Below are 22411 nucleotides of genomic sequence, written 5' to 3' on the forward strand. Positions count from 1 at the left end.
AAGGACCCATGACGACACTCCCCGCGGCCGGCTCGCTCCGGCCCACCCGCACCGAAACCCGCACCCTCGGCGCCGCCGAGCTCACCTACGAGGACCGCGACCGCACCCGCCCGTTCCTGCTCCTGCACGGCGGCGGCGGGGTCGCGTCCATGGCCGGGTTCGCCGGCCTGCTCGCCGAACGCACCCACTCCCGGGTGCTGCTGCCCACCCACCCGGGCTTCGGCGGGACCCCGAAGGCCGCCCACCTCACGGGCGTGGCCGAACTGGCCCGGCTCTACGTCGGGCTGCTGGACGACCTCGGCCTCACCGACGTCACCGTGCTCGGCAACTCCTTCGGCGGCTGGCTGGCCGCCGAGATCGCCCTGCTGAAGAGCCCGCGGGTCAGCGGCGCGGTCATCGTCGACGGGGTCGGCATCGAGGTCGAAGGCCACCCGCTGACCGACATCAGCGGCCTGTCGCTGCCGGAGATCCGGCAGCTGTCCTTCCACGACCCGGCCAAGAGCCCGGCACCGGCGGCCGGGGGCACCGGGCCGAGCCCGGACCTGCAGGCGCTGATCGGCTACACCGGCCCCACCATGGCGGACCCCACGCTGGCCGGGCGGCTCGGCGAGCTCGACGTCCCCGTGCACGTGATCTGGGGCGAAAGCGACGGCATCGCCGGTCCGGCCTACGGAAAGGCCTACGCCGCCGCGATTCCGACGTCGACGTTCACCGTGCTCCCCCGCACCGGCCACCTGCCGCAGGTCGAAACGCCCGAGGAACTGCTGGGCGCCCTGCTCGACCTCGGCCGCTGACGAAAAGGAGCACCGGCATGCGCACCACCTTGAGCGTGACCCGCATCGGGCACGCCTGCCAGCTGATCGACATCGGCGGGATCCGCGTCCTGACCGACCCGTGGTTCACCCAGGCCGCGACCTACTACCCGGGGGAGCCGGTCGCCTCGACCGTCGCCGCACTGGGCCCGGTCGACGCCGTCGTCGTCAGCCACGAGCACTACGACCACTGCGACCTCGACGCCCTCGTCGCCGGCGGCTTCGACCTCGGTACCCCGCTGATCGGACCCGGGACGGTCGCGGCGATCGCGCGGGACAAGGGGTTCCGCGACATCCGGGTCGTCGAGGCGTGGGAAGCCGCGACGGTCGGCGACCTCACCGTGACGGCGGCGCCGGGCAAGCACGGCGTCCACGAGGTCACGTTCGTCATCCAGGCCGGCGGCCGCACGGTCTTCTTCGGCGGCGATTCGCTGCGGGTTCCGGAACTGGACACGATCCCGGACCGGTTCGGCCCGCTCGACCTGGCCATCCTGCCGGTCAACGGCCTGTGCATCCGGCCGCTGCACCTCCAGCAGGTCGTGATGGACGCCGAGGAGGCGGCCGGGCTGACGGCGGCGCTGCAGCCGGCCTTGGCGATCCCGCAGCACTACGCCTTCCACAGCGGGCGGCTCGGCGACCGGATGATCACCAAGGGCGACCGGGACCCGCGCCACTACGCCGACGCGGTGGCGCGGATCGCCCCGCGCATCCCCGTCCGGCTGGTGCTGCCCGGAACGCCGGTCGAGGTCCGGTGAAAACCCGCCGCCGGTCCCGGCCCGCGGCGGCTTGAACGGGCGGTCGCCCACGCGGAAAACGGCGGGCGAACGGAAACCGCCGTGCGGCACTGTTGCCATTCCGCCAATTGTCGCCGCCGTGCTGCTCCGACCGCCGTGCGACTTCACGAAAAGTGCAGCGCCGCCGCTTCGTCGAATTTCCACCGGTTCACCGCCGAGTTCATGAACGGTTTTTCGCGCCCCCGGCGCACCGGTCCGGTCGGATCATCGCACCGACCTGGGTCGTTACGAGCGCTTCCGCATCGGGACCATACCGTGACCTTTGCGGGTGGTCCTCCGTGAAACGCCGAGGCGAGGTGCGGCGATTAGTACAGCGGGTGACCATCCCGCTACGTGGATCGGAGCAGCCGGCTGGGCTACCCGCACGAGAGCTGGTTCCCCGGTTTGCGGCGGGGGGCCGGACCATTTCTGGCGGACGGGGAGAAAATGCGCCGGACATTCGTGGTCGCCGACGTCGTTCGTCCCGCGGGCTACGAGGACCGGCTGAAACGGGTGCTCCACGATTTGCACGACGGGCTCGGGCCGACGCTCACGGCCGCGGTGCTCGGGCTGCGCGCCGCCCGGGACCTGATCGCCCGGGACCGGGCGGGCACCGAGCACCTGCTGGCGCGGCTCGAAGAGGAGCTCTTCGGCGCGATCACCGACCTGCGCCGGATCGTGGCCGACGCGCGGCCGCCGGCCCTGGACGACGCCGGGCTCGTCCTGGCCGTGCGCCGGTACGCCGCCACGCTCACCGCCCGGGTGCCCGCCGAGCACGGGCCGCTGCGGGTCGAGGTCCGGGTGCGCGGCGAGCTGCCGCCGTTGCCGGCCGAGGTCGAGGTCACCGCGTACCGGATCATCCGCGAGGCGCTGGTCAACGTCGCCCGCCACTCCGGGGCGCGCGAGTGCACCGTCCACCTCTGGCCGCTCGACGGCGACCTGCACGTGGAGATCGTCGACGACGGCGTGGGCACCGACGGCGGGGCCCTGCCCGCGGTGGGCGGGAGCGGGCTGCGGTCGATGCGCGAGCGCGCCGGCGATCTCGGCGGCGGCTGCCGGGTCGAGCCGGTGTCCTCCGGCGGCACGCGGATCGCCGCCTGGCTGCCGCTCGCCGCGGGGAAGTGAGGCGGTGTTCGGTTCGCTGCGCGTCCTGGTGGTGGACGACCACCCCGTCTTCCGGGCCGCGCTGCGCGCGATGCTCGACGCCACCGACGGCATGGCGGTCGTCGGCGAGGCGGCGGACGGCCGCGCGGCGGTCGCCGACGCGAGCCGGCTGGACCCCGACGTCGTCCTGATGGACCTGAACCTGCCGGGCCTCGACGGCGTCGAGGCGACGCGGCGGATCGTGGGCGCGCGCCCGCACACCGGCGTGCTCATGCTGACCATGTTCGAGAACGAAGCCGCGGTGTTCGCCGCCATGCGCGCGGGCGCCCGCGGCTACCTGCTCAAGGGGGCCCGCAACGAGCAGATCATCCGCGCGGTCCGGGTGATCGGCGACGGCGAGGCCATCTTCAGCCCCGCCATCGCCACCCGCGTGCTGTCGCTGCTGGGCACGGCGACCCCGCGGCACGAGTCGTTCCCGCGGCTCACCTTGCGCGAGAAGGAAATCCTGCAGCTCGTCGCGCGCGGCATGGGCAACGCCTCCATCGCCGAAGAGCTGGTGCTGAGCCAGAAAACCGTGCGCAACCACGTGTCCCACATCTTCCGCAAGCTCCGGGTGACCGACCGCACCCAGGCCATCGCGAAGGCCAAAGAGGCCGGGATTGCCCGATCGGACTAAGGAAAGCGGGACACATCGGGACTCCGTGTCCCTGTTCGGCAGGCGTCCGCACCACGATCCTTGGGGGTGGAGCGATCCGATGTCGTTCGAGGGAGGGCCTCACCGATGATCACCGACCAGGTTCCGGTGCTGTTGCACGCCACCGACACCATCACCCGCGCCGGCGTCACGGCCGCGCTGCGGTCACGTCCCGAAATCCGCCTGGCCGACGAAGGCTCCGGCGAAGCCGCCGTGGTGCTGGTCATCGTGGAGCGGCTGGACGAACCGGCCCGGCAGCTGCTGCGCAGCCTCCAGTGCGCCGGCCACACCGGCGTCGTCCTGGTCGCCGGGGAGGTGGAGGACTCCGAGCTGCTCGACGTCGTGGGCAACGGCGTGTCGGCGATCATCCGCCGGGCCGACGCCACCCCGGACACCCTGGTGCGGCTGGTGAAGGCCGCGGCCGTCGGCGAAGGCGCGCTGCCGCCCGACCTGCTGGGCCGCCTGCTGTCCCGGGTGTCCCGGCTGCAGCGGGACGTGCTGCACCCGAACGGCTGGGACCTCGCCGGGATGTCCCAGCGGGAGACGCGGGTGCTGCGGCTGGTCGCCGACGGCTTCGAGACCAAGGAGATCGCCGAGCAGCTGAGCTACTCCGAGCGGACGGTCAAGTCGATCCTGCACGACATCACCAACCGCTTCCAGCTCCGCAACCGCGCCCACGCCGTGGCGTTCGCCCTGCGCGAAGGCCTGATCTAGCCCGGCTCACTCGACCCGGCCGGAGAAGGAGACCGACGGGGTGCAGTGGCCGCGGTCGGGCGGGTTCTGGCAGCTGACCGCGAGCACGATCTTCTCCCCCGGCCGGAACCGCCAGGCCTGCAGCCAGTGGTGGTCGAGGTCGCGGAAGTTGCCGAGGCCCACCTCCAGCAGAACGCTCTTCGTGTCGCCGGAATCCCGCAGCAGACGCAGGGTTCCGGTGTCACCGCGCGGGTTCTGCAGCACGAGGTCGGTGATGACGAGCGTCTTGGTCGCGTCCGGCAGGCTGTAGGGGAACTCGGCGAACCGGTTGACGTTCGAATCGATCTTCGCGTCCGCGGCCACCCGGAAGTCCGTCGGCGTGCCGTCGGCGGCGGCGTTCGCGGCGCGGCTCGGGACCGGACCGGAACCGGGACCGGCGCCGGGCGGCGCGGGGTTGTCACCCGGCGGGGTCAGGCCGACGGCCTTCATCGCCTGCTCGGAGTTCTGCTTGGCCTGGTCGGCTTTCTTCTGCGCCTGGTCGGCGCCGGCACCGGCGTCCTGCGCCGCCTTCACGATCTCGTGGTTCTGCTCCTCGGCGGCTTCGCGGGCGGCCGACTTCACCGCCGGGCGCAGCACGGTGAACCACAGCGTCACGAGGGCGAGCAGGAGGACGAGCAGCGCGGCGAGCGCGGGCAGCAGCCACTTCGGCAGCAGCTGCCGCTGCACCATCGTGCCCTCGGTCTTGAGCGGCTCGGCCCCGTCGGTGACGACGAACACCTGGAAGCGGTGCCGGACGGACGGCCCGCGCAGGAAGCGCTTCCGCGGCCGGGCGCGCATCCGGACGAACGCGGCGGTGCCCGGGGCCAGGTCGGCCCGGGTGCGCTCGAGCCTGAAGTCCAGCTCGTCCTCCGGGTCCAGCGGGCTCAGCTCGACCGCGACCGGCCGGTTGCCGCGGTTGTCGACGGCGACCTCGAAGTCGGCCTTGGAACTGCCCTCCACCTTGGCCGGCACGACCTCGGCGGTCACCTCGGTGGACGCGCCGAGTTCGACGGTGCCCTCTTCGACGACCGAGCCGGCCGGGTCCTCGCTCGAGAACACCCGGACCCCGAACGGGACCGGGCCGGCGGGGACGTCGGAGGACCGCGGCGGCGCGAACCGCACGGTGACCGTCCCGGTCTCCCCCGGCATGAGGTTGACCGTCGCCGGTTCCGCGGTGGCCCAGCCACTCGCGTCGCCGACCACGTCGATCGCGAACTGGTCGACGACCTGCCCGGCGTTGCGGACGGTCACCGTGCAGGTCGTTTCCTGGCCGGGTTCCGCGACCAGGCCGGCCTCGGACAGCGTCGCCGTTGCTCCCATGCGCCGAAGTCTGGCCGCCCGGCCCCGGTGGCGGCAGCAGCGGACGGGTGTGCGGCCGTGCGCCCCTGGTTGCCCCTACGGGCAGCGGGTCCGGCCGCTCAGCCGCGGGTGATGAACGGGGGCTGTTCCGTGCGCAGGACGACCAGGATCGGGTTCGACGGCACGGTCCCGAACTTCGGTCCGCTCACCGGGCCGGCCGACACCGTGCGGGGTCCGATCAGGTCGTGGTGGAAGACCAGGAACTGCGCCTCGAACTTCCCGTCGACGCCGACGGTGACCAGGCCGGGCGTCTCGGAGATGCCCTCCGACCACGCCAGCCGGACCGTGGCTCCCGGTGGGAAGCCCGTGCCCGTCACGCGCGGGACGGCCCCCAGCGGCGCGACGCCCGGGTCGACGGTCACCACCGGCTGCCGGATGACCACCCGCGCAGCGGCCGTGTTGTCGCCGGGGTCGGTGTCCGGTCCGCTGGTGCGCACCGTGCCGGCCACCGGCGCGTCCGCCGCCGCCTCGGCCGCCAGCGAAATCCGGAGCTCGACGGTTTGGCCGGGCGCCAGCGTTCCGAGCGCGCAACTGCCCCCGGCCGGCGTGCAGCCCGGCGGCACCGACGTGACGGGAAGCTGCGGCGGCAGCTGGGTGAGCAGCCGGACGTCCGGCATCGGTGCGCCGGAACCGTTGTGCACCAGGAAGGTCAGCACGACGTCGTCGCCGCCGGCGAAGAGCGGGACCGCCGAGACCGCCAGGCCCACCGAAAGCGATCCCGGCGTCACCGGCGGAACCGGCTTCGCGCCGACGGTGACCACGGCGGTGGCGGAGTCGTCGCGCGCGTCGGCGTCCCGGCCCGCCGTGGTGACCGTGCCGGTGGCCGCCTGCGTCCCCGGTTCGGCTCCGGTGGCGCTGAACCGCACCCGGGCCTGCGCACCCGGGGCGAGCGTGCCGAACGCGCACACGAGGTCCGGCGTGCACGTGCCCGCGGTGGTGATCGGTGCCTGCGCCCGCAGCCCGGCGGTCAGCCGGACGAACAACCCGGCCGGGGCCGACGCGACGGCACCGTGGTTGGTGACCACGAACTCGAACGTCGTGAGGCCGCCGAAGGGGATCGCGGCCGGGACGGCGGTCGCCGTCACGCCGACGTCGGCGATCCGCTGGAACGCCGGCTGCCCGGCGCCGCCCGGGCCGTCGATCAGCGGGGTGGGCGCGCCCCCGCCCGCCGGCACGACGCGGATGCCCGGCACGGACTCGGTGGGGGTGCGGTCGAAGGCGATCAGCGTCCCGTCGGGCGACCACGCGGGGTCGTCCAGGGTCGCCGAGTCGTCCACCAGCACCCGGCCCGTGCCGCCGTCGGCGGGGGCCACGCAGAGCTGCCGCGTGTCGTTCCGGAAAGCGAGCGCCGAGCCGTCCGGCGAGACGTCGGCCGAGTCCTGCCGTCCGGTGCCGCACGGCGTCCCGAACGACGGGGAGAGGTCCCGCTGGGTGCCGGCGGCCACGCCGTCCGCGGTCACGTCGAGCGCGACCTGCCACAGCTCCTGCCGCACTTCCCCGCCGGGGTCGACGGCGATCACGGCGGTCTCGGTGGCGGTGCCGTTCCGGCCGGTCGCGGTGCAGGTGACGGTGGTGGCCCCGACCGGGAAGAGGCTCCCGGACGACGGCGTGCAGAACGGCGTGAGCGGGGTCTTGCCGTCGGCGTCGACCGCGGTCGCGGGGTAGCCGACGACGGTGGGCGCGGTCCCGGGCACGGTCCGGTCGTGCACGGTGATCAGCGGCAGCCGCGGATCCTTCACCCGCACGGTGACGTCCTCGGTGTAGCCGGGCCGGGCGGAGTTCTCCCCGTCGATCCGGAACTCCACCCGGCAGTGCAGGAAGGCCCCGAGCGGCGCGGTGTCCGCCACCGCGGCGGCTTCGGTGAACTTCGCGTCCGTGCCGCCCGGCACCTGCTGCACGCCGCCGGGGGTGAACGTCAGCGTCAGGCCCGGGTCGCAGAACGGCACGGGCAGCACCTTCACGCGCAGGTCGCCGATCTTCTCGGTGATCACGGCGCTGATGTTGTCCGGGTTCGTGCCGGCGATGACGCCGTCGGTCCCGGTCACCACCCGGGTCGCCTGGCGGGCCGGGTCGCTGTCCAGGCCACCGCCGTCGCCCGCGGCCGACACCGCGACCACCCGGATGCCCTGCGCCTTGAGGTGGTCGATCGCCTGGGCGAGCGTCACGCCCTGGCCGGGCTGGTGCGGCACGCCGCTCGGGTCGTGGCTCGGTGCGTCGCCGACCAGCACGACGATCCTGCTGCTGTCCGGCCGGAACGTCACCGCGCCCGTGGCGACCCGGTCGAGCGCGTAGATCCAGTCCTCCGGGGTGTCCCCGCCGCCGCCGGGCGTGATCCGGGTGAAGGCGGCCTGCACGTCGTCCTGGTTCTTCGTCAGGTCCTGCTGCACCTGGAACAGGCGCCCCTGGGGATTGTTCGCGTCGGAGCCGTCGTCGCGGTCGCCGAACGCCACGGCGGCGTACTCGGCGTCCGGCTGCGCCGTGGTGAGGGTGCCCATGACCTTGGTCAGGTTGGCCTGCACGTCCGCCAGCGCGGTCCCCATCGAACCGGTCTGGTCCATCAGCAGCACGATGTCCGGCTTGGCGGGCACCTTGTCCGTCGGCACCGTCTTGTCGACCGTGCCGGTGCCGCCCCGGCCGACCGGCACGTCCACCACCGCCGGGACCACTCTCGCCGCCGGCGGCGGCGGGATCCGGGAGGCCGCCCGGGTCAGGGTGATCTTCGTGCCGTCGGCCGACCACACGGGCTGGGTGTCGTCGTCCCGGCGCAGGTACGGCGGGACCGGGATCTCACCGAGGATCCGGCCGTCGGCGACCCGGGCGATCCGGACCACGTCCCGGCTGCGTTCGCCGCTGCCGGCGGTCTCGGTGAACGCGATCATCGAGGCGTCCGGCGACCAGGCCGGGTGCTGCTCGCGCTTGATCCCGTCCGCCGGGCCGGTCAGCGGGCGGGGACCGCTGCCGTCGGCGTTCGCCACGACGATCGCCGTCTCCGCCGACTCGCCGGGACCGGCCTCGGTGTAGGCCAGCTGGGTGCCGTCGGCGGAGAAGGCGGGGTCGAACTCGTCGGCCCCGGGCCGCTGGGTGAGGTCCCGGCGGTCGCCGCCGGTGGCGTCGGAGCTCCAGATGTCGGTGGTGGCGCCGTCGCGCAGCTCGGTGAACACGGCCCGGCCGTCCGGCCGGAACGCCGGCTCGGTTTCGCCGGTGCCGGGCAGCGCCGAGATCGCCGAAACCTTGCCGCCGCTGACTTCCTCCACGTCGCCGAAGGGGTCCTGGGCGCGGGTCGTGAAGGCCAGCCGGGCGCCGTCGGGCGACCACGCGGGCTCGGACGAGTCACCGGGATCGGGCACCGCGCGGGTGACCGCGCCGCCGGTTCCGGCGATCAGCACGACGTCGCCCGCCGGGTGGAAGCGGGTGGTGGTGAACGCGATCCGCGCCGGGCCCCACGCGGGCTGGGTGTCGGCGGCCGGGTCGGTGGTCAGGCGCGCCGGCGGCCCGCCGGCGGCCGGGACGGTGTAGATGTCCCCGGCGGGGTCGTCGCGCGTGCTGCTGAACGCCAGGCGGGTGCCGTCGGGTGACCAGCTCGGCGAGTCGTCGGCGGCCGGGCCGGTCGTCACCTGGCGCAGGCCGCGGCCGTCCACGCCGATCACGAAGAGCTTGCGGCTGCCGGTGCGTTCGGAGGCGAACGCGACCGTGCGGCCGTCGGGCGAGAGCGCCGGGTGGAGGTCGACGGCGTCGTCGTCGGTCAGCCGCTGCGCCGCACGGGCGCCGTCGCGCAGGTAGTACAGCTCGCCGTCCCGCTCGCCACCGCCGGCGGTGGCGGCGCGGTGGCTCACCCAGACGATGCCGCCCGTGCCCGCGGACGCGTCGGCGTCGACGCTCCCGATGCCCTCCGGCAACGCCGGCTCCGCGCCTTCCCCGGTCGCCTGGTACAGGCCGGTGGTGGCCTCGCTGACGTACCCGACGCGGTAGGGCGCGGGCACCGGTGCCGGTGCCTGCGCCTCGGTCGGCGAGAGCGCTCCGCCGATCGCCCAGCCGCCGAGCACCGCGGCGACCGCGACGCCCGCCACCGCTCGGTTCGCGCGCATGGTCGGTCCTCCCCACGGGTTTCGCCGGCTCAGCCGGCCTCGAACAGCTCGATCTCGGAGATCGCGACGTCCGAGCCGCCCAGCGAGCGGTGCAACCCGACGACGTGCAGCTCGACACTCGTGGCGCCGGCGCTGTTCTCGATCGGGACTTCCTGGGCGTCGGGCGTGTCGGCCAGCACCATGTCGTAGGTCTTGCCGGTGGAGAAGACCAGGTGCAGCTTCTGCGGCCGGTGCTCGGCCTGGAAGTTCGCCGCGTCACCGGAGTGGACGATCGCCTTCCGCAGGTCCACCGGGTGGTCGAAGGTGAACACCAGCGCCTGTTCCCGGTCGGCGGGCGCCGCCCAGAACGTGTTCTTCGCGTTGTCGGTGACCAGCGGCGCCGCGTGCCCGGTCGTCTGCGCGGTCGCGGTCACCTTCACCGGGTGGACCGGGTTCAGCTTGGCCTCGAAGACCCCCGTCACCTGGCTCCACAGCCCGGTCGCCGCCGTGTTGATCGCGCTGCGGAACGGCTGGTAGAGCGCGTAGACCAGCGCCGAGAAGATGAGCGCCACCGCGATCGCCCGGCGGATCACCTTGCCCACGGTCCGGCGCGCGGCCCCGGCCCGGCCGGTCCGGCGGCGGACGCCGTCCTTGCCCGGCCGCTCCCCCGCCTTGTGCGCCCGCGGTTTGCGGCCGGACAGCCGTCGCCACCACGACGTCTCGACGACCGCGGACTCGGCCAGCGACGCACCGCAGCGGCTGCAGAAGTTGCGGGCCGGTGCGTTGCCCTTGCCGCACCGGCCGCAGATCAGGTCGCCCGGGCTGAGGACCTGCTCCTCGACCGCTTGTTGCACCGGCTGCCGGACCGGGGCGACCGGCTCGGCGGGCTGCACGACCTGCTGCTGCACCACCGGTTGCGACCGCACCGCGACCGGGCCGTCGTCGTCCCACTTCAGGTAGCGGCCGCATTCGCCGCAGAACTCGACGTCGGCGGGCCCCTGGTGCCCGCACTCCGCGTAGGTGACCATCCGCTAGCCCTCCAGCACTTCCACCGTGACCCGCACGTGGGCGGGCACCGCATCCACGACCGTCGCCGTCAGCCGCCGCACGTCGAGCCGGCCCGGATCGGGCACCCGCACGCGCACCTGCACCCAGGGCGGCCCCGGATCGGGCAGCGGCGCGCCGGGCTGCGGGTCGGCGACGACGCCGCCGCTGTCGGTCACCTCGACCGCGCCGCCGGTCAGCAGCCCGACGTGCTCGGCCAAGCCACGCCGGGTGCCGCGCCACCGGTGCAGCTCGACCGAGCGCGTCACCAGCTGCCGCAGCTGCGCGGGGTCCCAGCTCTCGTCGACGCCGAGGGCGACCCAGTGCGCCAGCCAGGCGACGAAGTCCGCGGGCGCCACCCCCGGGTCGAGGTAGCCCGCGAAGTTGTCCAAAGTGGCGAAGACCGGGGCGAGGACTTCGTCCAGTGCACCGGTGAAGCCCTGCACGAACCGGTCCTCGGCGTAGACCGCGGGCAGCTGCTCGCCGATCGGGTGCGGGCTCGCCAGCCCCGGGACGCCGGTCCTCACGCGCCCGCCTCCCGCACCCGCACCTGGTGCCCGAACGAGAACGCCAGCGCGTTGGGCGGCAGGTCGAGCCGGTCGACCTGCTCGCCGCGCTCGCGCGTGATCGGGTTCGCGGCGAACAGCCGCACGTCCTCCACCAGCTCGACGCCGGGCAGCCGCTGCAGCACCGCGAAGACCTCGCCGGACTGCACCGGGCGGCCGAACGGCCAGCCTTCGCCGTCCGGGCCGCCGCTGATCGGGTTGAAGTAGTCGTAGAGGGCCTGGCTCGCCCGGGCGCCCAGCGTGCCCGCCGTCGTCCGGCGGCGGGCCCGCAGCCGCGCCACCACCGTGACACCCTGGTAGAACGGCGGCTCCACGGACACGAGCGCGCCCACGCAGCGCCGTTCGCCGAGGTGGCGTTCGATCCGGCCGCGCAGGCCGGGTTCGAGCATCAGCGTGGCGAAGGCGAGTTCGCCGGTGTCGGGCACGGCCGGCACGACGAGGACCCGGATGGCGCCGGTTTCGCGGCCGTCGGTGCCGTGCGCCGGGATGCACCGCACGCGGGCCGCTTCCGGCGCGGCCTCGCGCGCGAGCTGCTCGTAGTCCTCGGCGGTGACCGCGCGGTCGCGGGTGCGCAGCAGCAGCGGGCCGCGGACCGCCGCGTCGCGGACCGACTCGCCGTCCACCCCGCCGATCGCCGGCCGCCGGTTCACCACGCTGCTGACGAACGGGATCGGGTCCCGCTGCACTTCGAGGACTTCGCGGGCGACGTTGCCCCGCCGGCCGCCCCCGGACCGGTACTCGGGCACGCGGATCGCGGCCGACTTCGGCGGGACGGCCCCGTAGTACCGCAGGCCGCCCTCGGGCTGGCGCACCGCGGGCCCGAACTCGACCGCCCCGCCGACGCGGTCGAGCACGACGTGCCGGTCGTCCGGGCCGGAGTCGGCGAAGGACCGGACTTCCGTCCACGGCTGGCAGCCGTCCGGGCCGGAGACCTCGACGACCAGTTCGCCCTCGCCGACGACCACCGGCGGCCGGCCGAGCGGGAACCGCTGGCCCGGCGTGCCGTCGGAGGTCCCGACGACCTCGTTGCGGATGATTTCGGCGTGCACGGCGCCCACCGTGCCGCCGATCGTCGAGGCCTCGACCGCGTGCAGCCGCGGCGGGCGCTGGTAGAACGGCTGGTTCGGCTTCGCCTCGACCAGGCGGCACCGCAGCCAGCCGGCCCGCTGCCGCGCGAGCACCGAAGTCGCGTGCGCGGGCGGGACGTGCACGACGATGTCGCCGGCCCGGTTGAACGCGCCGGTGCTGTCCCGGTCGACCTCGCACGCCGCCCAGCCGGTGCCGTCCCAGGCCTCCCACAGCCACGGCGGGTCGCGCGGGTCGACGCCCTGGCCCTCGACCTCGCAGTCCACCCGCAGCAGCACCGCGCAGCCGGGGACGGCGTCCGACAGTCCGAAGAGGACGGAGTCACCCGGTGCCGGGGTCTCGCCGAAGGCCGCGGGGCTGCCGCCGACGAGCAGCTCGTCCGTGCGGTCGACCGGCGGCAGGCCGGTGCCGGCGGTGCCGGTCGCCAGGTGCGCGAGCGAGCACGGGACGATGTCCAGCGTGCGCTCGACCGTGAAGACCACCGGGTCTTCGACCTCGTTGCGCACGCTCGCGACCTGTTTGCCGCTCGCGACGACCACCGGGACGTCGCGGGCCGCCGAAAGCCAGAACGTCACGTCGGTCCGCGCCGCGGCGGGCGGGAACAGCCGGACCCCGATCAGTTCGAGGAAGCGCAGGTAGTGCCGGTCGGGCACCCGGTTGAGCCGGTAGAGCAGCTGGTCGACCATCTGCGCGAACGTCTCGATCAGCGTCACGCCGGGGTCGGAGACGTTGTGGTCGGTCCACTCCGGACAGTTGCGCTGGACCAGGTACTTGGCTTCGTCGACCAGGTCCTGGAACCGGCGGTCGTCGAGGTTGGGCATCGGCAGGGACATCAGGCACCGTCCTCGCCCGGCTCGTGCGGCGGGATGACGTAGAAGGGGAAGACGAGGTTGCGCGGGTCGTTGGTGCCGCGCAGCCGGTAGCGGATGTCGATCAGCAGGGTGCCCCGGTCGGCCTCGTCGAAGCCGACGACGACGTCGTCGAGGGTGATCCGCGGCTCCCAGCGCTCCAGCGCGACCCGGACTTCGTAGGCGATCTGCCCGGCGGTCGCCGCGTCGGCGGGCGCGAACACGAGGTCGTGCACCGCGCAGCCGAACTCGGGGCGCATCGGGCGCTCCCCCGGCGACGTCGCCAGGATCAGCCGGATGCTCTCGACGACCTCGCGTTCGCCGCCGACCAGCGCGATCGAGCCGGTCGCGTCGGTGTGCAGCGGGAACGCCAGTCCCCGGCCCAGGAAATCCACGTCAGCCTCCGATCAGGACGGTCGGGCAGCCCATGACGATCGGCGCGCCGCACGCGGCCAGGTCGCCCATCCGGGCGGCCGGCGTGCCGCCGATCAGCACCGTGGGGCAGCCCGGCGGCGCGATCGGCGACGGCGGGTGCACCGCGGGCGGCGGGAACGAGCACGTGTGCGGCGTCCCGACGTTCGCGGCGGGCAGCCCGCCGATGAGCACTGTCGGCACCCCCGGCCCGGCGATGACGCCCGGGTGCCCGGTCGGGTCGCCGACCCTCGCGGCTGGTGGCATGCGCACTCCCCGTCAGTTGATCTTGACCACGCTGCCGCGCACGGTGACGACACCGCTCGCGGTCAGCTCCGTCTGGCCCTGGCCGGCGACCGACACGGTGGCGCCCTCGACCTGCACACCCGCGGTGCCGCTCAGCTTCAGCCGGCTGGTCGCCTCGACGCTGGCGTCGGTCTGGGACTTGACCGTGACTTTCTGGCCCTTGAGCTCCAGCGGCCCGCTGCCGGCGTCGATGCGCACGCCGTTCTGCGCCTTGACCGTGACGCTCTTGCCGCTGGTCACCTCGATGACCTGGTTCTTCTGGTCGATCTTGACCACGAACTTCGCGTCGCCCGACGACAGGGTGATCCCGTCATCCTCGGCGAATTCGAGCTTGTGGCCCTTCCGCGAGACGAACCCGCGCAGGGCGACTTCGCCGCTGTTGGCGTCGACGACGGGTTTGCCGAACTTCGACGGCGCGGTGTCCTTGGTGTTGTAGAGCCCGCCGAGCACGTACGGCGCTTCGAAGTCGCCGTGTTCGAACCCGACCAGGACCTCGTCGCCGACCTCGGGCAGCACCAGCGCACCCCGGTCCCGGCCCGCGCCGGGCTGGACCGTGCGGGCCCAGGTGCTGGTGAACTCCTTGTCCAGCCACGGGAAGGTGAGCTTGACCCGGCCGAGCTTCGCCGGGTCCTTGAGGTCGGTGACCTGCGCGGGCACGACACCCGGCCACGGCGAGTGCTGGGCCCCGCCCGCGACCAGGCCGTAGAGCGAGCGTTCCTGGCGGCCGGACACGGCGAACTCGGTGGTGTAGCCGACCTCGTCGTTGAACAGGTGCCGCGTGCTGGTCAGCGTGTATTTGCCCGCGAACGGCCTGCCGACGCCGGTGAGCGTGACGGCCGCGCCCGCGCGCAGCTTCGGGTTGCCCTTGGCGACGCCGTCGAGTTCGGTGCAGGCGCTGCCGAACCGGTCGGCCAGGGCCTTCGCGGTCGCGTCGGCCTCGCCCTGGGTGCGCCGCGGCGCGGCGGCGTCGAGGAAGGGCGGGCCGCCGAACTTGCCGGCCAGTTCCACCGGGTCGACCGGCACCTCCGTGCCCGCGTTCTTCGGGGTCGCGGTGGCGGTGATCGCCTGCTTGTTCTCGTAGTCCCAGCCGGTGACCCGCACCTCGGGGACCTGTTCGGCCGCGGTCACGCTGGCGCGCAGGCTGAGCAGGGTCCCGTGGGCTTCGAGGACGAGCGGGTCGGCGGTGGCCTTCGTGGTCGTCGAAGGCGCGCCGGCGGGCTTTTCGGGGAGTTCGAAGTTCAGCTTGCCGTCCCGGACGGCGATCTGCGCGCCGACCACGTCGGCCAGCCGGGACAGGAACTCCCAGTCGCTGACGTTGTCCTGGGACAGCTGGGTGTTCGGCCGGCCGCGGAAGCCCTTGACGTCGTCGATCCGGCCGACCTGGATGTTCGCGCGCCGGGTGACCTTGCGCACGACGTCCGCGACGGTCATGTCCGGGTACGCCGCGACCCGGCGGCCGCGGAACAGCCGGTGCGCGTGGTCGTACCCGCGGACCTCGGTGAACGTGCCGTGCGGGTCCAGGTCGATCGCGACCGCGGTGACCTCGCCCGAGAGCAGGTCCTGCGGGGCGTCCGGGTCCGACGTCTGGACCTTGAGCTTGATCTTGGCCCCGACCTTGAACTTACCCTTGTCGAGCACGACGGTCCCGGGGTCGCGGAAGCGCAGCACGAAGGTGTCCGGCAGGTTCCGGCTGTCGTCGACGTAGGCGTAGCTCAGCATCACCTTGACGTCGTCGGGCAGCGCGGTGCCCTCGACCTCGACCATGAGGGTGTTCGTGAAGGTCTCGTTAGCCATCGAGCTCCTCCAGCGCGGGCACCAGGAGCCGGGTGCCGGGCCGCAGCCGCATCGGGTCGTCGATGCCGTTGGCGTCGGCGATCTCGCGCCACTTCCCGGCGTCGCCGTAGGCGCGGAACGCCACCGACGGCAGCGAGTCGCCGGCGACGAGCACGTGCGTGTCCCGCGCGGCGAGCGCGCCGGACGTCGGGTTCTGGCCGCCCAGCTCGCCGGAGATCTCCTCCAGGTTCACCGTGCAGACCGCCCGCACCGGCGTCCCCGACGGCGTGAACAGCGTGTACTTCGCGGTGACGGACGAGACGTAGGCGGGGAACCCGGTCATGCCGCCCCACTTGAAGATCACCCACGGCGGCGAGGGTTTGCGGTGCTGGCGGCTGTCCTCGGTGGCCACGCAGCAGCTGAACAGCTGCTCGACCTTCTTGACGACGGCGTCGTCCATCTTGGCGGTGGCGTCGAGGAACATCTCGAGCGCGAGCTTGGCCGGATCGGACCCTTTGAACTGCGGCGGCGCGCTCTTCTTGGCGTTCGGCTGCGCGTCCCGGCCCCATTTGGCGTTCTTGCTCAGCGAGAGTTCCTTGGGGTTGAACTGGAAGTTGATGTCGAACATCCAGTCCCCGGGCGGCTGCCCGGTCCCGCCCGACTGCGGCGGTTTGTGCACCTTGAGCAGCGCACGCTGCAGGTTGCTGGGCGCCGGTTCCCCGGAGCCGTAGGCGGCAGGCGGCTGCGAGCCGGCCGAGGTGAAGGTGACGGGCGAGGACATCGTCAGCCCTTCTTCGCCGGGCTGAGGAAGCCGTGGTGGGCCAGTTCGAGGGTCTCGGTGGCGACCTTGGGTGAGTCGGGCGAGAGCTGCGGCCCGCTCCAGCGCACCGGGACGACGCCTTCGAGCGCCCAGCTGGCGATGACCTTGCCTTCGAGGGTGCGGGCCTCGATGGTGGCGGTCTTGCGTTCGATCCCGCTCGCCAGGCTGGCGAACCACCGGGTGATCTGCGAGCTGGCTTCGGTGACGGGCCGCGAGAGCTTGACGTTCGAGTACTTGATCCGGGTCGGCAGCTGCCAGACCATGCCGTTGTTCCCGCCCTCTTCCCGCTGTTCCATGACGAATTCGCAGCCGAGACCGTCACAGCTGGAGAAGGCACCGAGGTTCCCGAGGTTCTTGTCGTCCAGCTTGACGACGTAGCAGACGGCAACGGCCTCTTCGGAATCGGGCATCGGCTCCTCCTTCAGTGCGGACGATCGGTGAGCACACCCCGGCGCTCACGGTCGAGACGAAGTTCGGTCTTGAGGCGGCGCAGCAGTGGGTCGAAGAGCTTTTTGACGAGCTCTTCGGTTCCCGGTGGCTGCGCGGCGGCGGGTTCGGGAGTGCGTTGGACGACGCTTTGGTGGGTCGAGTCGCTTTCGTGAACCGCGGAGGGCGGCGGGTTCTCGATGGTGCGCGAGACGGTGTCGGTGGCTGGTGCGGGCTCGGGAGGTGCGGAACCATCGAAAGTCCGGGCCACCGGAAGCGCTGCCGAGTCGGCGACTCTGGCGACCACAGGATGTGCCGTGGCGTCGATGCCCGGTTCCGCCGCGTCGGTGGCACGACCTCCCGTCGGCGATGCGGTGCTCGTGGGTGTGGCGGGACGAGCCATGGCCTCGACCGCTCGCGCGACCACCGGCAGGGTGGCGCCGTCGATCGTCGGTGCCACGGAAGAAGCGTTGGCTTCGGCCGCCTGTGCCACTGCCGATGGGGCGGAATCGATCATCCGCGCCACCGGAAGCGCCTCGGCCGCCCGGGTTCTCGAGGATGCAGGGTCATCGATCACCGGCGCCACCGGCAGTCCGCCGGCCGGTTGGACCCCCATCGACGGTGCCGAGCCATCGATCACCCGCGCAACGGGAAGCACCGCAGCGTGGGCCGACCGCGTCGCCGAAGGCGACGCGGGGCCATCGATAGCCCGCGCCACCGGAAGAACCGGCAGGTCGGCCGCTGCCGACGATGCGGTGTCCATGGACGGGCCCACCGGGGCCGCAGGTAACGGGGTCGCCGCAGGCGACGCGGAACCGTCGATCGCCCGCGCCACCGGCAATGCCCCGACCGGTCGTGCCGCCACCGACGATGCAGTGCCACCAATCACCGGCGCTCCCGGCAGCTCCACGGCAGCCGACCGCGTCACCGCAGGTTGAGCGGAGCCATCGATGGCCCGTGCCACCGGAAGCACCTCAGCCGACGATGCTGAGCCACCGATCACCGGCGCCACCGGAACCGCCGCCGCAGGTGGAGCGGAACCGTCAATCAGCCGCGCCACCGGCAGAGCCGGGTCAGCCGGTCGAGCCAACGACGATGCAGTGCCAGCAATCCCCGCCACCGGAAGCGCCGCAGCATCGGAAGACTGCATCGCCGCAGGCGACGCAGAGCCATCAATCACGCGCGCTACCGGAAGCGCCTCGGCCGGACGCGCCCCCATCGGCGGTGCCGAGCCATCGATCACCGGAACCGCCGCGCTACCGACCGACTGCGTGGCCGCAGGCGACGCAGAGCCATCGATGACCCGTGCCACCGGAATCGCCTCGGCCGGACGAGTCCCCATCGACGGTGCCGAGCCATCGATCACCGGAACCGCCGCGCTACCGACCGACTGCGTGGCCGCAGGCGACGCAGAGCCATCGATCACACGCGCCACCGGAAGCACCTCGGCCGGACGAGTCCCCATCGACGGTGCCGAGCCATCGATCACCGGAACCGCCGCGGTCCCGTCCGACCGCATCGCCGCAGGCGGCGCTGAGCCATCGATGGCCCGTGCCACCGGAAGCACCTCGGTCCCATCCGACCGCATAGCCGCAGGCGACGCAGAGCTATCGATGGTCGGTGCCACCGGAAGCGCCGCAGCCTCGGCCGACTGCGTCGGCGCAGGCGACGCGGAGCCATCGACGGCCCGTGCCACCGGAAGAATCGGTGCGTCAGCCGCCGGAGTCGGCGCGGGCGATGCGGCAGCGTCGATGGACCGGCCCACCGAGTCCTCAGATAACCGCCCCGCCGACGATCCGGAGCCGTCGATGGCCCGTGCCACCGGCAGAATCGGGTCGGCCTCCCGTGTCCCCGTCGGCGAGGCGGAGTCACCAACGACCGGCGCTACCGGAAGCGCCGCGATCCCCGCTGTCGGTGCATCCTCGGATTCGGCCACCCCGATCGGCTTAGAAGGACCTTCCACCGCCCGCGCGACCGAAACAGCCGGCAACTCACCCGATCGTGTTACCGGCAACAAAGCACTCTGCCCCGCCCCGGCCGTCGAACGATCACCACCCTTCGGCGTCGCCGGAAGCGGCTCCTCGACCGCCCGCGCCACCGGGAGCGCCCGCTCCGCCGGCGGGGAAACGCTCGTCGAGCCGCCCGAGCTGCCAGGCGGCTCCGTCGTCCCGGACCGCATCTCCGGGCCCTCGAGCGGACGAAAACTGTAGACCGGCGGTGACTCCGCGACCCGCGACACCGGCAACCCCGCCGCACGAGAACCCTCCGGCAGCATCGGCGCGCCGAGCCCCAGCCGGCGGGGCGTCGCCTGCTCCGTCCGCTGGACGAGCGGCAATTCAGGCGCCGCCGATGGATTCACCGGTACGTCCTCGACCACCGGAGCGTCCACAAGGGACGGTTCCGCCTGCAGGTTCCGAACCGTCGGCGTAACCGCTCCACTCGCGGACGTCAGCGGCCGCACGGCCTCACCCGCCGCGACAACCGGCAACACCACCCCCGTCGCCCCGGAAGACGAATGCGCAGAAGCAGCCACCCGCTGGACCAACGGCAGGTCCGGCACCGGCCGGGCCAGGTCGCCGATGACTCCGGCGGGTTCCGAAGGCCCGACCCGGTGCCCGAGCGGCTCCAGGTAGCCGGGACTGCGCCAGGACGTCAACGTCGAGCTGAACCGCTGCACCGGGTTGACCAGCGGGTGCTCGCCCAGCACCCGCTGGATCGGCGCCACGCTCCGCCACTCCCCGCGCGTCACCGGCAACGCGGCCGGAACCGGCGAAGGCGCAGGCAAAGGCCCGGACGAAGGCGCCGGCGGCGTCGGCTCCTTCCTGCGGAACCACATCGCGTCACCGTCCCTGGCTCATCCGGGTGTTGATCCGGGCGATCTCGGCGACGTAGGTCAACCGGTCGGGGTGTTCGAGGTCGAGGATTTCGTCGAGCGACCAGTGCAGGTGGTAGGCGACGTACGCGACTTCCTCGTGCAGCCGGTCGGCCGCGTACGTCACGATTCCCCCAGGCGGCCGCCGGCGACGTCGACGACGAAGCTGTGGCCGCACTCCGGGCACGCCACGCCCGCCCGGGTGTGGCCCTCGCTGTTGACCCGGCGGTACATGTCCTGCAGGAACGCCAGGTCGGAAGCGAACAGGTTCTCGATGATCCCGGCGTGCACGTCGGTGATGTCGCCGATCCGGGTGACCACGCGGGCCAGCAGCACCACCGTGAGGAACGCCGAGTTCTCGCGCACCCGGTCGTCCCGCAGCGGGATCAGCTCGTCGCGGGCGGTGGCCAGGCGCATCACGCCCGAGTGGTGCACCTTGCCCTCGTCGTCGACGTACCCGCGCGGGAGCTCGAACGCGAACTCCGTCCGCAGCTTCGGCCGCTCGGTCCGAGGCTCCTCCGGTGGTGCCTCTTCGACCGGCGCCGACGCCATCACCCTGCGCATCGGCTCACTCGACTTCCATCTGCTCGTAGGTGATGACGAGCTTCTCGGTGAGCACGCTCGTGTCGCCGGCCTTCAGCGAGCCGATTTCCAGGCTCTTCGGCCAGGCGTTGGTGAGCTTGTAGCGCTTGAGCGCGGAGCCTTCGTAGTCGTAGACGATGATGGCGCCGCCCTTGCGGGCCGTCGTCATCTTGCCGAAGTGCGCGTCCTTGACCCACTTTTCGAAGCTGTTGTCGTCGGTGAGGCCGCGGGTCAGCGTGACCTCGCCCGCCTTGGGGCGGCCGGGCAGCTTCTTGATGACGTACTTGCCGTCCGCGGTGTTCTGCTTGAGCTCGATGACGTCCTGCTCCATCTTGAGGCCGGTGACCTCGGAGATCTGCTTGATCTGGACGCCGTCGATCTCGAGCCCGAAGGAGTGGCCGACCGCCTTGTCGAGATCGGGAAGTGCCATGGTGGAGTCCCTTCACTACTCGTTGACGAGGCTGGTGCCGCCGGACATCTGCGCCAGCCGGAAGATCACGAACTCCGCCGGTTTCACCGGGGCGATGCCGACTTCGCAGATCACCTGGCCGAGGTCGATGCCCTCGGCCGGGTTGGTCTCGCGGTCACACTTGACGAAGAAGGCCTCGTCCGGCGTGAGCCCGAACAACGCGCCCTTGCGCCACTCCATCACCAGGAACGCGCTGATCGTGCGCCGGATCCGCGCCCACAGCGCGTCGTCGTTCGGCTCGAACACGACCCACTGCGTGCCGCCGAGGATCGACTCCTCGAGGTAGTTGAACAGCCGCCGGACGTTCAGGTAGCGCCACGCCGGGTCGCTCGAGAGCGTCCGCGCGCCCCAGACCCGGATGCCCTTGCCGGAGAACGACCGGACGCAGTTGACGCCGATCGGGTTGAGCAGTTCCTGCTCGGCCTTGGTCAGGTGCGTCTCGAGCGCGAGCGCGCCGCGGACGACCTCGTTGGCGGGAGCTTTGTGGACACCGCGGGTGGCGTCGGTGCGGGCCCACACACCGGCCATGTGGCCGCTCGGCGGGATGAACGCGTTGGTGCCCGACGCGGGGTCGAGGACCTGGACCCAGGGGTAGTACAGCGCGGCGTACTTGGAGTCGTAGCCGGCCGCGTCCATCCGCCAGCTGCGGACTTCCTGGGGGTTGAGCGCCGGCGGCGGGTCGATGATGGCCATCCGGTCGCCCATCAGCTCGCAGTGCGCGATCATCGCCAGCTGCACGGCCTTGACGGTGTCGAGATCGATCAGGTCGCGCTGGTAGGCGGCCATCAGGTCCGGCGCGGCGACCATGGTGATCTCGTCGATCGCCTCCAGGCCGCCGAACCCGGTCCGGTCGGCGACGTCGCCGACGTAGTCGTCGGCGGCGACCCGGCGCGGCACCGGCGGTGCGTCCGCCTCCCTCGGCGGCGCGGAGAGCACGGCGGTGCCCTTGTCCGGCTTGGCGACCGCCCCGCCGGCGGCGACCTCTTCGACCGTGATGAGGTTCGACTTCTCCCGCACCGCGGTGACGACGTTCTCCTTGGTCCGCTTGGTCGTCACGTTGTGCGTCTCGACGACCTTGCCGTCCTGCTTGACGAGCACGGTGAACCGGTCTTCGGCGGGGTTGTCACCGGTCGGTTCGGCCACCTCGACGGTGATGTCCCCGCCCTGCTTGCCTTCCGGCAGTTCTTTCGCGACGAACCGGTAGCCCCCGAGCACGGCTTGCCGCCCCTCGATCCGCTTCGGCCCGGCGCCGTTGTCCTGCGCGCGCGACCCGCCGATGCGGACGATGTAGCAGTTGGTGCCACCGTTGAGGAAGTAGCCGTAGACGGACTGCGCCAGGTAGCAGCCCTCGAGGAAGTCACCGAAGGTCTGGGTGAACTGGCCCCAGTTGGAGACGAGCGTCGGGGTGTTGAAGGGACCGTCGGAGGCAAACCCGACGAAGGCGGCGACGGCGGTGCCCACGCCCTCGATCGGCCGTGCGCCGGCCTCGATCTCCTCGACGTACACCCCCGGCGTGAGATAGGTGGGCATGCGTGCCTCCCTTGTCGACGCACGAGTCTTGTCATCGAGGATGCTGCTGCCAGGGCGTTCTCCACGGAACGCCCGTGCGGCTAGGCCCGCGGGAACCGATCTCTGCCCTTAAAGGCAACTGCCCGTTCGGGCAGCCGTGC

20 protein-coding genes are annotated in these 22411 nt (G+C 72.6%); 5 read left to right on the forward strand and 15 right to left on the reverse strand.

Annotation, left to right across the window (positions count from 1 at the left end; all coding sequences use genetic code 11):
• Positions 1-8 precede the first annotated feature (8 nt).
• The 5 genes from ACLJPY_RS47025 to ACLJPY_RS47045 all read left to right on the forward strand — a co-directional run bounded on the left by ACLJPY_RS47025 (position 9) and on the right by ACLJPY_RS47045 (position 4097).
• Positions 9-794: an alpha/beta fold hydrolase gene (locus ACLJPY_RS47025; protein ID WP_410597510.1), complete on the forward strand. Its 786-nt coding sequence runs from the start codon at positions 9-11 to the stop codon at positions 792-794.
• A gap of 17 nt (positions 795-811) precedes the next feature.
• Positions 812-1567 (forward strand): MBL fold metallo-hydrolase, encoded by a 756-nt coding sequence (locus tag ACLJPY_RS47030; RefSeq protein WP_410597511.1) that lies wholly within the window; start codon positions 812-814, stop codon positions 1565-1567.
• Between the two features lie 465 nt (positions 1568-2032).
• Positions 2033-2710, forward strand: a complete 678-nt coding sequence (locus ACLJPY_RS47035; RefSeq protein WP_410597512.1) for a sensor histidine kinase — start codon at positions 2033-2035, stop codon at positions 2708-2710.
• 4 nt (positions 2711-2714) lie between these two features.
• Positions 2715-3365 (forward strand): response regulator, encoded by a 651-nt coding sequence (locus ACLJPY_RS47040; protein WP_410597513.1) that lies wholly within the window; start codon positions 2715-2717, stop codon positions 3363-3365.
• Between the two features lie 105 nt (positions 3366-3470).
• A complete protein-coding gene (locus tag ACLJPY_RS47045; RefSeq protein ID WP_410597514.1) occupies positions 3471-4097 on the forward strand; it encodes a response regulator transcription factor in 627 nt (208 codons plus the stop codon).
• Between the two features lie 6 nt (positions 4098-4103).
• On the opposite strand, the gene ACLJPY_RS47050 is transcribed toward ACLJPY_RS47045, so the two are convergent.
• The 15 genes from ACLJPY_RS47050 to ACLJPY_RS47120 all read right to left on the reverse strand — a co-directional run bounded on the left by ACLJPY_RS47050 (position 4104) and on the right by ACLJPY_RS47120 (position 22271).
• A complete protein-coding gene (locus tag ACLJPY_RS47050) occupies positions 4104-5435 on the reverse strand; it encodes a hypothetical protein (RefSeq protein ID WP_410597515.1) in 1332 nt (443 codons plus the stop codon).
• Positions 5436-5533: 98 nt separating this feature from the next.
• The gene (locus ACLJPY_RS47055; RefSeq protein WP_410597516.1) at positions 5534-9559 is read right to left on the reverse strand and encodes a VWA domain-containing protein; all 4026 of its coding nucleotides are present in this window, start codon (positions 9557-9559) and stop codon (positions 5534-5536) included.
• Between the two features lie 29 nt (positions 9560-9588).
• Positions 9589-10566, reverse strand: coding sequence for a zinc ribbon domain-containing protein (locus ACLJPY_RS47060; RefSeq protein WP_410597517.1), 978 nt, complete (start codon positions 10564-10566; stop codon positions 9589-9591).
• A gap of 3 nt (positions 10567-10569) precedes the next feature.
• The gene (locus ACLJPY_RS47065; RefSeq protein WP_410597518.1) at positions 10570-11109 is read right to left on the reverse strand and encodes a phage tail protein; all 540 of its coding nucleotides are present in this window, start codon (positions 11107-11109) and stop codon (positions 10570-10572) included.
• Positions 11106-13067, reverse strand: coding sequence for a putative baseplate assembly protein (locus ACLJPY_RS47070; RefSeq protein ID WP_410597519.1), 1962 nt, complete (start codon positions 13065-13067; stop codon positions 11106-11108). Before ACLJPY_RS47070 ends, ACLJPY_RS47065 begins: the two co-directional genes overlap by 4 nt.
• Positions 13067-13477, reverse strand: a complete 411-nt coding sequence (locus tag ACLJPY_RS47075) for a GPW/gp25 family protein (protein ID WP_410597520.1) — start codon at positions 13475-13477, stop codon at positions 13067-13069. The genes ACLJPY_RS47070 and ACLJPY_RS47075 overlap by 1 nt, the downstream gene beginning before the upstream one ends.
• 1 nt (position 13478) lies before the next feature.
• A complete protein-coding gene (locus tag ACLJPY_RS47080; RefSeq protein ID WP_410597521.1) occupies positions 13479-13760 on the reverse strand; it encodes a PAAR domain-containing protein in 282 nt (93 codons plus the stop codon).
• Positions 13761-13772: 12 nt separating this feature from the next.
• Entirely contained in the window at positions 13773-15593 is a 1821-nt protein-coding gene (locus tag ACLJPY_RS47085) for a VgrG-related protein (RefSeq protein WP_410597522.1), read from the reverse strand.
• Positions 15586-16353 (reverse strand): LysM peptidoglycan-binding domain-containing protein, encoded by a 768-nt coding sequence (locus tag ACLJPY_RS47090; RefSeq protein WP_410597523.1) that lies wholly within the window; start codon positions 16351-16353, stop codon positions 15586-15588. The genes ACLJPY_RS47085 and ACLJPY_RS47090 overlap by 8 nt, the downstream gene beginning before the upstream one ends.
• Positions 16354-16355: 2 nt before the next feature.
• Positions 16356-16802, reverse strand: a complete 447-nt coding sequence (locus ACLJPY_RS47095) for a phage tail protein (RefSeq protein ID WP_410597524.1) — start codon at positions 16800-16802, stop codon at positions 16356-16358.
• Between the two features lie 11 nt (positions 16803-16813).
• On the reverse strand, positions 16814-19543 hold the full coding sequence (locus tag ACLJPY_RS47100; RefSeq protein ID WP_410597525.1) for a hypothetical protein: 2730 nt from the start codon (positions 19541-19543) through the stop codon (positions 16814-16816).
• A gap of 115 nt (positions 19544-19658) precedes the next feature.
• Positions 19659-19817 (reverse strand): DUF6760 family protein, encoded by a 159-nt coding sequence (locus tag ACLJPY_RS47105; RefSeq protein WP_410597526.1) that lies wholly within the window; start codon positions 19815-19817, stop codon positions 19659-19661.
• Positions 19814-20254 (reverse strand): hypothetical protein, encoded by a 441-nt coding sequence (locus tag ACLJPY_RS47110; protein ID WP_410597527.1) that lies wholly within the window; start codon positions 20252-20254, stop codon positions 19814-19816. The genes ACLJPY_RS47105 and ACLJPY_RS47110 overlap by 4 nt, the downstream gene beginning before the upstream one ends.
• A gap of 4 nt (positions 20255-20258) precedes the next feature.
• Positions 20259-20702 (reverse strand): phage tail protein, encoded by a 444-nt coding sequence (locus tag ACLJPY_RS47115; protein WP_410597528.1) that lies wholly within the window; start codon positions 20700-20702, stop codon positions 20259-20261.
• A gap of 15 nt (positions 20703-20717) precedes the next feature.
• A complete protein-coding gene (locus ACLJPY_RS47120; protein ID WP_410597529.1) occupies positions 20718-22271 on the reverse strand; it encodes a phage tail sheath family protein in 1554 nt (517 codons plus the stop codon).
• Positions 22272-22411: the final 140 nt, after the last annotated feature.

Origin of the sequence: Amycolatopsis sp. lyj-23 (assembly GCF_046549135.1) — a bacterium.
Lineage (GTDB): Bacteria > Actinomycetota > Actinomycetes > Mycobacteriales > Pseudonocardiaceae > Amycolatopsis.

What these genes read in the sequence shown, in the direction of transcription:
- ACLJPY_RS47060 (WP_410597517.1), bottom strand. Translation starts at nt 10,566, where the DNA reads ATGGTCACCTACGCGGAGTGCGGGCACCAGGGGCCCGCCGACGTCGAG.
- ACLJPY_RS47030 (WP_410597511.1), top strand. Translation starts at nt 812, where the DNA reads ATGCGCACCACCTTGAGCGTGACCCGCATCGGGCACGCCTGCCAGCTG.
- ACLJPY_RS47035 (WP_410597512.1), top strand. Translation starts at nt 2,033, where the DNA reads ATGCGCCGGACATTCGTGGTCGCCGACGTCGTTCGTCCCGCGGGCTAC.
- ACLJPY_RS47025 (WP_410597510.1), top strand. Translation starts at nt 9, where the DNA reads ATGACGACACTCCCCGCGGCCGGCTCGCTCCGGCCCACCCGCACCGAA.
- ACLJPY_RS47110 (WP_410597527.1), bottom strand. Translation starts at nt 20,254, where the DNA reads ATGCGCAGGGTGATGGCGTCGGCGCCGGTCGAAGAGGCACCACCGGAG.
- ACLJPY_RS47045 (WP_410597514.1), top strand. Translation starts at nt 3,471, where the DNA reads ATGATCACCGACCAGGTTCCGGTGCTGTTGCACGCCACCGACACCATC.
- ACLJPY_RS47070 (WP_410597519.1), bottom strand. Translation starts at nt 13,067, where the DNA reads ATGTCCCTGCCGATGCCCAACCTCGACGACCGCCGGTTCCAGGACCTG.
- ACLJPY_RS47050 (WP_410597515.1), bottom strand. Translation starts at nt 5,435, where the DNA reads ATGGGAGCAACGGCGACGCTGTCCGAGGCCGGCCTGGTCGCGGAACCC.
- ACLJPY_RS47115 (WP_410597528.1), bottom strand. Translation starts at nt 20,702, where the DNA reads ATGGCACTTCCCGATCTCGACAAGGCGGTCGGCCACTCCTTCGGGCTC.
- ACLJPY_RS47055 (WP_410597516.1), bottom strand. Translation starts at nt 9,559, where the DNA reads ATGCGCGCGAACCGAGCGGTGGCGGGCGTCGCGGTCGCCGCGGTGCTC.
- ACLJPY_RS47080 (WP_410597521.1), bottom strand. Translation starts at nt 13,760, where the DNA reads ATGCCACCAGCCGCGAGGGTCGGCGACCCGACCGGGCACCCGGGCGTC.
- ACLJPY_RS47095 (WP_410597524.1), bottom strand. Translation starts at nt 16,802, where the DNA reads ATGCCCGATTCCGAAGAGGCCGTTGCCGTCTGCTACGTCGTCAAGCTG.
- ACLJPY_RS47090 (WP_410597523.1), bottom strand. Translation starts at nt 16,353, where the DNA reads ATGTCCTCGCCCGTCACCTTCACCTCGGCCGGCTCGCAGCCGCCTGCC.
- ACLJPY_RS47120 (WP_410597529.1), bottom strand. Translation starts at nt 22,271, where the DNA reads ATGCCCACCTATCTCACGCCGGGGGTGTACGTCGAGGAGATCGAGGCC.
- ACLJPY_RS47085 (WP_410597522.1), bottom strand. Translation starts at nt 15,593, where the DNA reads ATGGCTAACGAGACCTTCACGAACACCCTCATGGTCGAGGTCGAGGGC.